The organism is Bacteroidales bacterium (genome assembly GCA_012519055.1).
In the GTDB taxonomy this organism is placed as follows: Bacteria; Bacteroidota; Bacteroidia; order Bacteroidales; family Salinivirgaceae; genus JAAYQU01.
This window is the reverse complement of the sequence record JAAYQU010000045.1, coordinates 252,045-266,787: the sequence shown is the minus strand read 5'-3', so window position 1 is coordinate 266,787 and position 14,743 is coordinate 252,045. Positions and strand designations below refer to the sequence as shown.

Below are 14,743 nucleotides of genomic sequence, written 5' to 3'. Positions count from 1 at the left end.
TCACCAATCACCTAAATTTGTTAACAATATGCTAAACAGACAAATTGAGAATAAAAATCAAAAAATAGAGTGTAAATTGCAGAAAAATTTAATAACCATGATACGAAAACTGATAACATCAATTACGTTAGTGCTTGCAATAAGCACTTTAGGCATAGCGCAAACATTTGAAGACTATGTTAAAATGCGCGACAAACAATTTGAAGATTATGCCAAAAAACAAGATGAGGCACTTAAAAAATACGCCGATGAGATGGACCGTAAACTCGCCGAACTCGATAAACAATGGACAGAGTACTTGAAAAAGAAATTTATCGAATTTGAAACATTCTCTAAAAAACAGCCTGAAATAGGTCCGAAGCCAAAAACAAAACCCTCTATTGATATCTCTAAAGCAGACAAAACTAAGTCGCAAAAAGTAGAGGCAGTATCAAATGTCGAAGTTGAGGAAATTAAACAGGTTGTTACTCCCCCACTACAAAAGAAAATACCCGATGGTATAAAAACAAGCACAGCAAAATTTGATTTTTACGGAACTCCTTTAAATATCAAGTATCCTAACGATTTGATTGCCTCTTCAGTTTCTAAATCAATTAACGAACAAGCAATTTCAGATCATTTTGCAAAACTTTCAGAAACACCTTATTCTGTGGTTGTTAACAGTTTACTTGAAGCAAAAACAGAACTTAACTTAAACGATTACGCACTCTATCTGTTAACAAAACAGACAACTGAAAAAATTACAAAAGATGCAAACAATGCCGTTTTCCTACAATGGTTTTTGTTGATGAAATTGGGCTATAAAGCTAAAATTGGCTACAATGAATCTGATTTATATCTATTAATCCCCTCAGCCCATGAGATATACGAAAAGCCTTCTTTTATGGTCGATAATATCAGGTTCTATTTAATGAACGGTAAAGCAACGTCAGTTAACACCTACGACAAGGACTTTCCCGAAGCACGACAAATATTTAATTTAGATTTACGTTCGCCACTTAACTTAAAGGAAAACAATGGTTTACGTGAGCTTAAATTTACTCATGCAGGTAAAACTCACAGCATGAAAATAGAGTATAACAAAAACCTTATCAATTTTTATAACGATTATCCTGTTTGCGATATCCGGGTATATTTCGATGCAACGGTCTCATCGGCAACTAAAATGAGTTTGGCACAATATATCAAGCCTTTAGTAAAAGACCTAAGTGAAGAGGAAGCTGCAGCATTATTAATCAAATTTGTTCAAACAGCCTTTGAATACAAAACCGATGCAGAACAGTTCAAACGCGAAAAATTCTTTTTTTCCGAGGAACTTTTCCACTATCCATACTCCGACTGTGAAGACCGTGCTGTACTGTTTGCATATTTAGTACGCGAGTTTCTGAACTTAGAAGTAGTTGGAATGGCTTATAACGGACACATGGCAACAGCTGTTAAATTCAACGAAAATGTTTCGGGAGATTATTTTATGCGTGGCAGCGATAAGTTTATAATATGTGATCCTACATTTGTTAATGCCCCTATTGGAATGGTAATGCCTCAATACGCCAGCCAAAAAGCTGAAATGATTGAATTACGCTCACAGTTCAACACGATTGACAGAGAACAACAAATTTGGCAAATGGCTATGCAAAACGGCTGTTTCAGAGGTGGTAATGGAAAAGATGCCGTTACCGACAAAGAGGGAAACATTTATATAACCGGCTACATTGCAGGTACAGCAAAATTTGATGAACGCGAATTCAAAAGCTTTGAAGATAGTCGCGATATGTTTGTCGCACGCTATAATCCTAAAAATGAGTTAGATTGGGTTCGTAGATATGGACATCGAGGAAATGAATCGGGATACTCAATTCAAATAGGCAACGAGGGCGATATTTATGTTGCATGCTCATTTAACGAAAGTTTTAACTTAGATTATAAGTTTCTGAAAGCCAAAAACACTGGCGACGTAGCAGTTGCACGATTTACACCATACGGAAAGGTTGAGTGGGTTACTCAAATAGGAATAGAAGAGACTGGACTTACCGAACCGTTTATGTTTGTTGCTCAATTAGACACTAAAGGCAAAGTACAACCACTTACCGTATTTAACCAAATGGAAGAGTATCAGAGCTTTGGACTGCAAATTGCCGAAAATGGCTCTCCTATCCTAACCGGAGCAAACTATATGACAGCAGAGCTAATAACAACAAAAGTTTCTTACGATGCAGGAGCCGATTTCTCTGCGTCAGAGATGATTCTTGCCGAAAACTCTAAACTATTGGCTGATAATTTCCATCCAGCAGTTGCTGGTCTGTTTGCAGCACTTAAACTTATAAATAACAGCGCAATAGCCCTACACGGAACAGAGGTACAAAAAACTATTGACCAATATAACCCCAATTTCAAAAAGACTTCACCTGTAGTATATGAAAGTCTAGGTGTAGTACAATTTATCCGTAACTCACAAGGTATAATAACTATTAGGACCGACTCAAACACTGATGCCAACTTTAAAACATTAAGAATAAACAATAATGCTAAATTTAAAGTATCATCGTTTAGTTCAGGAAATCATCAAATAGATGTTATGAACGGTATAAACATCGGAAAATCAATTATTTGGTACAATCTGAACAGTCTTAAAATAATGAAAACCGGTGATATGATTGTCGATTACGATAGTGACCATACTAAAATCAGAATGGATATTACTAAAGACGTTCTACAATAGAGAGTTAAAAGGTGCAAGGTAAAAGGTAAAAGTAGTACAGTGCATGCGCTGTATGTACTGAAAGTTAAAAGGAGTAAGTACTTGTTTCTTGCTCCTTTTACCTTGTACCTATATTAACTTTTCTAAATTTGCAAAACCGTAAGAAATAACGTTATCATAAATGGAACAACCCCTGCCAATCACAAAATGGCACCCTACAACAGTTAAAGAGATGCAACGTCACGGTTGGGAAAAGCCCGATGTTGTGTTTTTTAGTGGTGATGCTTATGTCGATCATCCCTCGTTTGGTACAGCCATGATTGCAAGGGTTATGGAGTCGGCAGGAATGAAAGTTGCAGTAGTGCCGCAACCCAACTGGCAGGATGATTTGCGCGATTTTAAAAAGTTTGGCGAACCAAAATATTTCTTTGCAATATCTGCAGGCTGTATGGACTCAATGGTTAATCACTATACGGCTCATAAACGCCTACGGTCAAACGATGCCTACACGCCAGATGGTAAAGCAGGCTTTCGCCCTGATTATCCTACCGTTGTATATTCTAAAATCCTAAAATCAATATATCCCAACATACCAATAATTGTTGGCGGAATAGAGGCAAGTCTGCGTAGATTAACACATTACGACTATTGGCAGGATAAACTAATGCCCTCAATTTTACATACATCGGGAGCAGACCTGTTGGTTTATGGAATGGGAGAAAAAGCGATTGAAGCAATTTGCAAACATTTGTTAAATGGTGGCAACTTTGATAAAGTCAAATCGTTTCCACAAGTTGGATATATAAGAGCCATTGACAACAATTGTAGCAATGATAACAAACAGAATATCATAAAGTTAGCATCGCACCAAAAATGCTTGGATGACGTAAAAGTTTATGCCGAGACTTTCAAAGTTATTGAAACAGAGTCAAATAAGATGTTTGTATCAACACTTGTTCAGGAAACATTTGATTCTGAGGTTGTTATTAATCCCCCATATCCTACCCTAACAACCAATGAGATTGATAAATACTACGATCTGCCTTTTACACGGCTACCGCACCCAAAATACAATAAACGTGGTGCTATTCCTGCTTACGAGATGATACGCCACTCTGTGACCATTCATCGTGGGTGCTTCGGAGGATGTTCGTTTTGCGCTATCTCGGCACATCAGGGAAAGTTTATAAGTAATCGCTCGGAGGAGTCGATTTTTCGGGAGTTGAAAACAATTACCCAAATGTCTGATTTTAAGGGCAATATAAGCGATTTAGGAGGTCCGTCAGCCAATATGTATAAAATGCAGGGAAAGGATATTGAAATATGCAAAAAGTGTCAACGACCCTCGTGTATTTTCCCGACAATATGTAAAAACCTTAATAACAGTCATAAACAGTTAACTAATCTGTATAAAAAAGCCCTGCAAATCAAGGGAATAAAACGAATATTAATTGGTAGCGGGGTGCGTTACGACCTGTTGTATGCAGGTCAAAATATGTCAAATGATGGACGAGAGTATGCAGCCAATCTGATAAAAAACCACGTTAGCGGTCGCCTTAAAGTTGCGCCCGAACATACAGAAGATAACGTATTAAACTGTATGCGAAAGCCACCTTATACACTTTATCAGAGCTTTGCAAAATATTTCGGTGAGGAGAACCGAAAAAATGGGCAAAACCAACAGATAATACCATATTTTATCTCAAGTCACCCAGAGTGCACTTTGAAAGATATGTTGGAACTGCACCAAAAAACCTCAAAAGAAAATACGTTAACCGAACAAATTCAGGACTTTACTCCAACACCTATGACTCTATCAACCGCAATGTTTTACACGGGGATTAACCCATATACAGGAAAAAAAGTTTACGTTGCCCGTGACATGGAGGAAAAACGGATACAAAAGAGTTTCTTTTTTATTAAGGAGAGAACAAAACGGATTGAGATAGAGAACTTTCTATCGAAAAACAATAGATCAGATATTTTAAAACAGATACGTGGCTTTCAAAACCCGAAAAGACCGTACAAAAAATAGTTAAACATGGAAAAACTGTATTCAAACTACCCTTTAAAGGAGCATAACTCGTTTGGAGTAGATGCTCTCGCCCAATATTTCTACGAATTTAGCGAAACAAAAGAGATTGAAAAATTTGCCAAAGAGAAGCTAAAGGATTACAATACGTTCAAAATATTAGGCTCTGGCAACAATATTCTGCTAAAGGGTGATATTAAGGGAGTTATAATCAAGCCAACAGGCAAAAAAATTGATATTATTAGCAAAACCGATGATGATATTACGATACGCGCCGAAGCCGGAATAGATTGGGATTGGCTTGTAGATTACACAATAAAACAGAAATGGTATGGACTTGAAAACCTGTCACTTATACCCGGTAGCGTTGGTGCTGCACCAGTTCAGAATATCGGAGCATACGGCGTTGAGGTAGAGCAATTTATTGAAAGTGTCGAGGTTATAAGTCTACAAACATCAAAAATTTACGACATTGAACACGAAAATTGCAATTTTGGATATAGATACAGTATCTTTAAAACACCTGAAAATCGCGACCTTTTAATCCTGTCGGTAAAATTCAAACTACTACTTAAACCACGACCAAATCTATCATACAAAGCTTTATCAGACTCTTTTAACAATATCGAAGAGGCAAATCCCGACAAAATCAGAGAGAAAGTTATTGAAATAAGAAACAGCAAACTTCCTGACCCTAAAATAATTGGCAACGCTGGTAGCTTTTTCAAAAACCCAGTAGTAAGTAAAGCCGTTGCCAGCCAACTAATTGAACAGCACCCAAATATCCCAAATTGGAACGCTCCAGACAACCAAACCAAATTTTCAGCTGCATGGTTTATCGAACAGTGCGGACTAAAGGGACATATTTCAAAATCGGGAGCAGGCACATATAAACATCAACCTTTAGTTTTAGTAAACCACGGAAAAGCAAGCGGTAGTGATATTTGGAACTTTGCCCAAAAAGTTATTGCCGAAGTAAAAAACAAATTTGGCATTGAATTGGAACCCGAAGTCAACATCTGGTAAGCAATTAACAATGTGCAATGTGCAATGAACAATTATTGGGAAGGCGCGACATTCACTGTGCCAATAATAGAACGGACAGACGTGAAAATTAATTTTCTCTAACGCCTTTAGGCGTTAATAATTTCTCATTGCTAACTCAAAACGTTCAATAACCAACTGACTTTCAATCTATTAACAATATATATCTAATTGTTCATTGCTAATTGCACATTGCCTTAGTCTCCCGTCATAAAGAACATCGTCTGCTGTTCAAAGTTCTTATACTTAGGTCTTAACCTGTCGATGTTGTAATATTTATCTACATTAACTAACTTTTTGTACGATGTAACAACATCTATCGGAGCATTGTCGTATCTGCCATTCCTAACAACAACTACACGTCCGTGAATTTTCTTGAGAATCAAATCGAGAGCCAAGTTTCCGTATGCCATAGGGACAAGTGAGTCGATAGCATCAGGGTCTCCTCCCCTAACCAAATATGCAAGATTTTGGGAAATTGTTCCAACCTTTGCTCCACCTAGGTATTTTGGTGATAGCTCTTTAATCTTAGCGGAAACAACATCTCCTATTCCTCCAAGCTTTGCATGACCATATTGATCTTTTTCGGTATCCTTAAACATCATATGCTCATCTCCTTTGAACATAGCTCCCTCAGAAACCAAAACTACAGAATAACGGCTTGGGTTTTTAAAACGGTCCTCCATTAACAGCTCAGTAAGTCTCTCAATATCAAACTTATGTTCAGGTATAACACATCTGTTTGCTGCACCTGCCATTGTCGGGATCATAGCTGTAAATCCTGCATAGCGACCAAATACCTCAACAACCATAATCCTTTCATGTGAACCTGCCGATGTTCGCAAAGTATTTATCATATTGATTGTACGGGTTACACATGTACTAAATCCTATACAATAATCTGTTCCGGGAACGTCATTGTCCATTGTTTTTGGAATGGCTACAACCTTTACACCCTCTTGATAAAGACGTACTCCATAGCTTAGAGTGTCATCTCCTCCTATAGGAATAAGATATTCGATTCCAAGAAACTCGAGGTTTTTAATAACTTCCGGAGTTAAATCATTAATATCTTTATTGTATTTATCTCTTAAATGGTCTGGTACTTCATCTTTTGGAAGATGGCTGGGACGAGTGCGAGATGTATGCAAAAATGTACCACCCGATCGTCCTGCTTTGTTTACAACCTCTTCTGTTAAATGAATATAGTTATTTGAGTTATCAGCCTTTTTGTCACGTATTATGTTCAAAACTCCAGCCCAACCTCTTTTAAGACCGATTACATTGTAACCCTCACTAATAGCCCTTAAAGTAATTGAACGAATTGCAGGATTAAGACCAGGAACATCTCCTCCACCTGTTAAAATTCCAATTGTTGTTTTTCCTTGTGCCATAAAATTATGTTTAAATTTTTTTTTGATAAAACGTCATAAATATAGCGATAGATTATGAGTTTTTTAACTTATAGAAGATTTTTTTAGGTCACATATTGTTATTTTTTTGTAACTTTGTATGGTTTTTAGTAAATTTGTTTTCATACGCTCTCGTTCTGAATAAGAAACGAGACATTTAAAAAGCCAACTATATCATGGCGTAGTTGGCTTTTGTTTATTGTTTTGTCTTCTTATATCATTTTGCGATATCAAAGGCTTTAATAATATTTCCTCTATTATTATATCCTATTGTCTTGTTTTCAAAATATTCTATTATCTTTTGTTTCTCTATATCATCTTCAAGTACTCTTATATAATCATAAATCTTTTCCCAAGTCAAACGAAAAAATTTACTTTTTTCTGTTTGAATTATATGCTTACCGAATCCTGATTCAATATCTTTCTCCCGAGAACTTGGAACAAGATTATAAAATTCAAAATCAACTTTAAGTTGATGTGCAATCCAATTGCCTAAAAGCCAGAAACGCATTAGTTCGTATCGTCTATCTTTAATTACTACAGTTTCATAATCTGATCTGAATATTTGTCGGAACATGTTATTTCCGCCTGTTTCATATTGTTTTCTGTTTTTGGGATTACTTGGCTTAGATTTATTATTTGCATTTAACTTTGCTTCTATAAAATACAATACTTTATCTGTCTTCACTATAATATCTGGCTCTGAACCTCTTCTAATAATTTCTCCAAACTCTTCACGTGCTTTATTTAATAACGTCCAACTCGACTTCTCTTTAGGAGAATATGACCATAGTATTAGCTCAGATTCATTTATTTTTTTGTTAGATAGTTTTGAAAGAAAATCTGTAACAAGCCCTTGTCTATCAAGAAACCTCATAACATTCCAAGTCAAGGCATCTTCACTATTATCTCTCGCAATACGGCTTTCTCTCTTGACCTTTTTTATTTCTTCAAACAGTTGCTTGTCTGAACTATCATGCCACAAAAGATTTTCTTTCTCAGTTTCGTACGCAAAAGTCGAGGGAGAAATATAAATTTTATGAGTACAGCATTGATATTTTTGCTCTCGTTTAAATGTTTTCCTTTGTCGAACAACTTTAAAAGAACAGCCTTTAACTGGACACTCTACTGAATTAGCGTCAATTTCTATTTTACTTTTTAAATCTTTTAGTCCGTACATATGTCAGTCTTTTTTTAGTCTATTATTATTAAATGTTTTGTATAAATTAGTATTTGCTTTAAATTTTTATTTGATTATCCCCTGTTTATAATACACAACAGGAAAACAAGTCAAATAAATCAATCACGCACACAGCGGACAGAATAACCGTGTGATATAGATCTATATTCATTAAATACATTTCCGCTATCATAATACATAATACGAATAGATGCCTTTGGATTATCAATTCCATAATTTCCCGAGGAACTCCACCAATTACCACTCTCACCTATAACACCGAAATATCCACCTGCAGTGGCGCTACCCCCTAAAGCTGTAAAACCAGATTCATTTGTTGCTCCCTCATTTGGAGACATCCAGTGAGCTGTTCCCACTTCTTTTAGTTTACCTCCTGCATTGCCTCCTAAGCCAATATAATATATTAACTGATTCCACTCTGAATGACTTGGCAAATGCCAACCTTCGGGACATATTCCCTGTCCTCCGCTTGGAGGATTAATACTTACCTCTCCTCCCATTGCAGCAACCCAGTTATACAATACACCATAAGTCCTGTAATATGCAGTAGCTTTGGCTTCTGCAACACTCGTTCCATTATAATCATATACATAATAGTATGGCGTGGTATCTGAATTTGTCGTTGGTCTAACTACACTCGGCAAATATCTTAAGTTTTCAGCCATCCAAACTTGATTTCCTATTTTTACTATCTTGTAATAATTACCGTCTCTTAAATCTGTAAACACACTGCTTAAATCTTCAAGAGATTCTATTCTTGCCAACAGAGCATCTACATATGCTTTTGTTGCTGCATCTTGTGCACTTACCGGGGTTGCAAGATTGGTTATATTTAAATTATTTGCATCCATAGTAAAATCGCTTATAGCTGTAGGTCTATTAGTTAAATCCGTGTAATTCTTATCCCATGAGGTAAAAGTAGGGTCAGTTTCTGTTTCAATATAAGCGCCTAAGTCACTAATTTGACTTTCTGTAATTGAAATTCCCGTTGATTTATCCCATTCAGTAAAAGTGGGATCAATTTCTGTTTCAATATAGGTACCAAAGTCGCTGATTTGGCTTTCGGTAATTGAAATACCTGTTGATTTATCCCATGTAGTAAAAATTGGGTCGGTTTCAGTTTCAACAGTTTTAGCATATAGAGCATAAGGCACACTTAGCAACTGGCTTGTGGTTGTAATAGAGTAGCTTACTCCACCCGTTGGATCGGTTTCTGTTTTAATAAAATATGGTCCGTTCGCCCAGTCAATTGTAGCAAAATTGCCGCTTAATACTGAGCCTGCACCTATTTCAATACTTACTAAGCCATTGACATTAGTAGTTGGCGTTTGTGTTTCTGCATAAACAATCGTACCAACAGCGGAGCTTCTCAAAATGCTTATCTGCATTCTTATTTGCGTATTTGCAACTAACACATCGCTGCTATTACGTATAACTGCCTGATAACTAATTTTTTCAGGAGTTTGTGCTAGCACAGATAAAAGGTACAATGCAAAAATTGCAAGTACCATGATTGATTTTTTTAGAATTGTGTTCATATTTTTATGTTTTAAAAGTTTATTATTCATTGTTAATTAATTTGGTGATTGGTGGTTGGTGGAAGTGTTGCCACCTCCAAATACTTTTAGCTTTACGGGAGACGCCACAATGTGACGTCTCTACAATACCTTGGCATTCAACTAAGTAATTGTTCACTAATTATCATCTTTTTATGATTTTGAATGTTTTTAACTCCTCGTTTCCTTGGGTTACTTTTACAAAGTAGGTTGTAGCTGCATAGCTACTAATATCAATTTGGGTTTCTGTGCTTACTAACTCCTTTGTTTGTAAAAGCTTGCCGTTTATATCGTAAAGCTGATAAGATAAATCTTTAAAGTTCTCATATTCAACTCTCAACTGCAAGTAATTGCTTGTTGGGTTGGGATAAGCATAAACCGAAAGATTTATCTCTGTGTTCTCAACTCCAATCTCTACTGAAATTTCATAGGGTTGCTGTACACCTTGTGCCACAGAACCAGTCGCTCCAGTGTTAGTAGTGTAAACAACCTGTCCTACGGAGTAGCTCACTGAGCCTCCGCTACCGGAAGCATCTCCGCCTGCGGCGTTAATGCTTGTTTGTGCTTGCAACCCAGAAAGAGTTAAAAGGTGAAAGGTAAAAGTTAAAAGTGTTGTCATCACGTAAACTTGCACCTTATACCTTACACTTTGCACCTCCGTTGTAGCTTTTTTGTTTCTCATATATTATTCTCCTTATGTTTATGGTTATTATTAATACGTATATAAAAAAATAGCGTGGTCATATTGCCTACACCGTATCCGAGGTCCGACCAAGAACCCTACAAACAAGTCTAAAGCAACGACCACGCATTAGCGTGACGTTTTTGCTTTTTTCCTGTTTGTATTTGAAATTTGGTCGGTTCCGAACACAGAAATCGGCTAAAACGCTATATTATATTTTCTTTATTTCTACATAGTTATCATTTTAAATTTGTACTTTCGTTTGTTTTATTTCTTAATTTATGCCTTATATGTTGTTACCACTTCGGTTTCGTTTTTTATACTTATCACCAGCATATAATTTGTGAAACAAATTTTTCGCATTTGTAAATATATGATTTATAAATTAAATTCAACTAACAAATGCAAAATTTTCCTTATTTTATAACTCCTAATTCAAATTTACTCAAAACAGAATTCTATTGTAATTTTCAAAAGTAATATATTTCACTATTGAGAATTTTATGAACTATTTTACATTTCGACAAATTTAACGTTTATCATTCTATATCAATTCATTATATAATGTATAATTTCGCTTAAACTCAAATAATGTGATTTATTTTACATTAAGGAATAATAAATCACACATTTAAAAAAGAAATATTTATTTAAACTGAATATGAATTACTTAACAACCCCTACTCTATGCTTAAATTTCGTAAATGAAACTTATCTTTGCTAAGGCAAAATAAATTTAGCATGCTTTAACAGATAAACTATGAACCATAAGGAGGTAGCCAAAGTATTAAATGCTCGAATAATTACAGGAGAAGGCGGAGAGCAAACAGAGTATCAGTACGTATTCGCGTCGGATTTGATGAGCGATGTATTAACAATCGATACCGAACATTTGATATTACTAACGGGGTTGGCTAATCTTCAAGCCATCAGAACTGCTGAAATGTCGGATATCTCGTGCATTGTATTGGTACGAGGTAAAAAGGCAACTGAAGATATGATTCAGTTAGCAATTGAAAATGAGCAAACAATAATTGAGTGTAGCTACTCAATGTTTAAAGCTTCGGCTCTACTGTATAACGCTGGACTAGAATCTTTATATTAGAAACAATGCAGTTCGAATTCAAAATTATGGGGGGCGATTTTGCTAGTGCCGGTACAGCTTCAAGTGAAGTTAAAAAGGTTTTAAAGCAAATAAATATAGATCCCAAGATTATCAAACGTGTTGTGGTAGCTCTGTATGAGGCTGAGGTTAATGTGTGTGCTCACGCCTATGCTGGTAAAGTAGAAGTAAAAATCACACCCGAAGAGATAAACATAACCATAACGGATAAAGGTCCTGGAATACCAAATATTGAAGAGGCGATGGTTGAGGGATATTCCACAGCAAGCCCTGCTGTACGAGAAATGGGATTTGGCGCAGGAATGGGATTACCAAATATTAAACGAAATACCGATAAAATGCATATAGAGAGTGTTGTAAATAAGGGCACAACTCTCAATTTTGTAAATTACCTGAGTAAAACAACATAATTTACTTTTTGTAGAGACGGAGCATGCTCCGTCTCTACTTTACAAACTTTTAACTCAATATATATGAAAGAACAAGCTTTCCATCACGCACTAAAAATCGACAATGAATTATGTTTTGGTTGCACACATTGCATGACAGCGTGTCCAACCGGAGCAATACGTGTACGTGACGGGAAGGCTAAAATCTACGAAAACAGATGTATTGACTGCGGCGTTTGTCTAACGGCTTGTCCTGCAAAGGCTATCAGTGTTGAACAAGATGATTTTCAAATGATTTTTAACTATAAACGCAGGGTTGCCCTTGTTCCATGTGTATTATTGGGTCAATTTGATACTGATATTGATATACGACAAATAACTGCAGCTCTTTATGAATTAGGTTTTACCGATGTTTATGAAGTTGAAAATGGAGTGGATTTTCTTGTAGATAATATTAGGGATTATATGACTGAAAACGGTGATACAAAGCCTCTTATATCATCATATTGTCCTGCAATAGTTAGATTAATACAGGTAAAATTTCCATCATTAGTCCAGCACCTTATAAAACGCAAACAACCACTCGACATTGCTGCAATCTATTATCGCAAAAAGTTAGAAGATGCTGGTGTAGAACCAAATGATATAGGAATTTTCTATATCACTCCTTGCGCAGCAAAAATTGCAGCTATTAAAAGCCCTGTTGGCGAAGAGCACTCATCTATTGATGGTGTTATTAATATGAATTTTATTTTCAATAAAATATCGTGGATTCTTAAAAACAATAAGAACTTAGATTTCAGTGATATAGAAGCCTCTAAAATACATCATCGCAGTATTCGTTGGCCTCTAACAAACGGTGAAATTGACAGATTCGAAGGACGTTGTTTGGCTATTGATGAAGTACATAATGCCATTGAATTTTTAGAAAAATTAGAGAACGACGAAGTTACCGACATTGATTTTGTGGAAATTCGTGCATGCGATGAAAGCTGTGCAGGCGGGATACTTACAGTAATAAACAGATTTATTGCAGTTGAAGGGATTAAAAAACGTTCAAAAAGACAACGTGAAAGCCTGATGATAAATCCCGTTGAAAACCCTATTTTAGATGAGAGAGAGTATTTACACAACAAGTGCATTATTCACGACATACAACCACGCTCTATGATGGCTATTGACGAAGATATAAATAAAGCCATAAGCAAATTGGAAAAGGTACGGCGGTTGATGTGCTATCTGCCGGGAACCGATTGTGGAATGTGCGGAGCACCGTCATGTCAATCTCTTGCCGAAGATATTGCTCAACGCAAAGCGCAAATGTCGTACTGTGTTTTCGTACGAACACAAATGCAAAATCGTGGGGCTTTAAGTCAGGAAAGAAGTGTACAGTTAATGCGAAAAATTTGGGGTAAAAACTGCTTCGAAAGAGATTGTACAAAACGTGGAGCAAAAAATGCAAATAAGTAATGAAATATAAATCAAACTTAATAATATTCAATTAATTATGCAAGTACAAGATATCGTAGATAAATTAAACCTTACTGTTTTGGCAGGAAGCAAGGGCTTAAATCGCGAAGTTACCGGCGGATATGTTTCCGACCTTTTAAGCGATGTTATGGGATTTTCAAATGAAGGTCAAGTTTGGATTACCCTACAAACGCACAAAAACGTTATGGCAATAGCATCACTAAAAGAGTTGGCTGCAATTATTTTAGTAAAAGGATTTCAACCTGATGCAGATATGGCAGAGCAAGCCGAGGAAGAGCAAATACCTATTTTAGCTACAGACGAATCAACATTTGATATAACAGGAAAACTATATACCCTTTTAAAATAAATGCCTTTATATAAAGCTGATATGCACATACACACAGTTCTTTCGCCTTGCGGAGATTTGATGATGAGCCCACAAAATATCGTGGAACAAGCTCTATTGTGCAATATCAATATATTGGCTATTACCGACCACAACTCTACAAAAATGTGTAAAATAGTAGCCGAAGTAGCTGAAGAGAAAGGCATTACTGTTATTCCAGGGGTAGAGATAACAACCAAAGAGGAGGCTCACTGTTTAGCCTATTTCTATAACTATGAGCAAGTTAATGAAATTCAAAAATATATTGACGAGCATCTGCCATTTATACAAAACAGTACAGAAAAGTTTGGTTACCAATTAGTTGTGGATAAAGACGAGATGATTGTTGAAGAGGTTGAAACCTTGCTAATTACTGCTCTTGACGTTTCAATAGATAAAATTGAACAGAAAGTTCATGAAATAGGTGGAGTATTTGTTCCTGCACATATCGACAGACCAAAATACTCGATTTTAAGCCAGTTAGGATTTATCCCCCCAGATTTGCGGTTTGAAGCATTGGAGCTATCGAGATACACAACAACAGAGGAGTTCGGAAAAAAATTCCCCATGTACTCGAAATTTACATTCACACAGAGTTCAGATGCACATTTCATAGAAAACATTGGAGACGCATATACCATTTACAATATAGAAAATCCAACTTTAGAAGAGATAGTAAAAGCATTTAAAAATCAAGATAATAGAAAAATAGAGGGTTTTAGGAACAAAGCTCAATCAAAGTAAAGCA

Annotated in this window: 12 protein-coding genes; 8 read left to right on the top strand and 4 right to left on the bottom strand. The window is 36.0% G+C overall.

Features of this window, described 5'->3' with window-relative positions; translation table 11 throughout:
- Window positions 1–97 precede the first annotated feature (97 nt).
- The 3 genes from GX311_09295 (at window position 98) to murB (ending at window position 5,756) form a co-directional block, all read left to right on the top strand.
- Window positions 98–2,719, top strand: coding sequence for a hypothetical protein (locus GX311_09295; GenBank protein NLK16575.1), 2,622 nt, complete (start codon window positions 98–100; stop codon window positions 2,717–2,719).
- A 160-nt stretch (window positions 2,720–2,879) separates the two neighbouring features.
- Window positions 2,880–4,733 (top strand): YgiQ family radical SAM protein, encoded by a 1,854-nt coding sequence (locus tag GX311_09290; protein ID NLK16574.1) that lies wholly within the window; start codon window positions 2,880–2,882, stop codon window positions 4,731–4,733.
- A gap of 6 nt (window positions 4,734–4,739) precedes the next feature.
- Complete coding sequence (gene murB, locus GX311_09285; protein ID NLK16573.1) at window positions 4,740–5,756, top strand: UDP-N-acetylmuramate dehydrogenase; 1,017 nt, start codon at window positions 4,740–4,742, stop codon at window positions 5,754–5,756.
- A 215-nt stretch (window positions 5,757–5,971) separates the two neighbouring features.
- Here murB and GX311_09280 read toward each other — a convergent pair whose 3' ends face one another.
- The 4 genes from GX311_09280 to GX311_09265 all read right to left on the bottom strand — a co-directional run bounded on the left by GX311_09280 (window position 5,972) and on the right by GX311_09265 (window position 10,625).
- A complete protein-coding gene (locus GX311_09280) occupies window positions 5,972–7,168 on the bottom strand; it encodes an ATP-dependent 6-phosphofructokinase (GenBank protein ID NLK16572.1) in 1,197 nt (398 codons plus the stop codon).
- A gap of 235 nt (window positions 7,169–7,403) precedes the next feature.
- Window positions 7,404–8,366 carry a hypothetical protein gene (locus tag GX311_09275; GenBank protein NLK16571.1) on the bottom strand — a complete coding sequence of 321 codons (963 nt, stop codon included), beginning with the start codon at window positions 8,364–8,366 and terminating at the stop codon, window positions 7,404–7,406.
- A 119-nt stretch (window positions 8,367–8,485) separates the two neighbouring features.
- Window positions 8,486–9,925, bottom strand: a complete 1,440-nt coding sequence (locus tag GX311_09270) for a hypothetical protein (GenBank protein NLK16570.1) — start codon at window positions 9,923–9,925, stop codon at window positions 8,486–8,488.
- A gap of 163 nt (window positions 9,926–10,088) precedes the next feature.
- Window positions 10,089–10,625 carry a T9SS type A sorting domain-containing protein gene (locus GX311_09265; protein ID NLK16569.1) on the bottom strand — a complete coding sequence of 179 codons (537 nt, stop codon included), beginning with the start codon at window positions 10,623–10,625 and terminating at the stop codon, window positions 10,089–10,091.
- 760 nt (window positions 10,626–11,385) lie between these two features.
- On the opposite strand from GX311_09265, the gene GX311_09260 reads away from it, so the two are divergent.
- The 5 genes from GX311_09260 to GX311_09240 all read left to right on the top strand — a co-directional run bounded on the left by GX311_09260 (window position 11,386) and on the right by GX311_09240 (window position 14,739).
- Window positions 11,386–11,730, top strand: a complete 345-nt coding sequence (locus GX311_09260; GenBank protein ID NLK16568.1) for a hypothetical protein — start codon at window positions 11,386–11,388, stop codon at window positions 11,728–11,730.
- 5 nt (window positions 11,731–11,735) lie between these two features.
- Complete coding sequence (locus tag GX311_09255; protein NLK16567.1) at window positions 11,736–12,158, top strand: anti-sigma regulatory factor; 423 nt, start codon at window positions 11,736–11,738, stop codon at window positions 12,156–12,158.
- Window positions 12,159–12,221: 63 nt separating this feature from the next.
- Complete coding sequence (locus GX311_09250) at window positions 12,222–13,607, top strand: 4Fe-4S binding protein (protein NLK16566.1); 1,386 nt, start codon at window positions 12,222–12,224, stop codon at window positions 13,605–13,607.
- Between the two features lie 37 nt (window positions 13,608–13,644).
- The gene (locus tag GX311_09245) at window positions 13,645–13,977 is read left to right on the top strand and encodes a serine kinase (protein ID NLK16565.1); all 333 of its coding nucleotides are present in this window, start codon (window positions 13,645–13,647) and stop codon (window positions 13,975–13,977) included.
- A complete protein-coding gene (locus tag GX311_09240; protein ID NLK16564.1) occupies window positions 13,978–14,739 on the top strand; it encodes a PHP domain-containing protein in 762 nt (253 codons plus the stop codon). It begins immediately after the preceding gene.
- The last annotated feature ends 4 nt before the right edge of the window (window positions 14,740–14,743 follow it).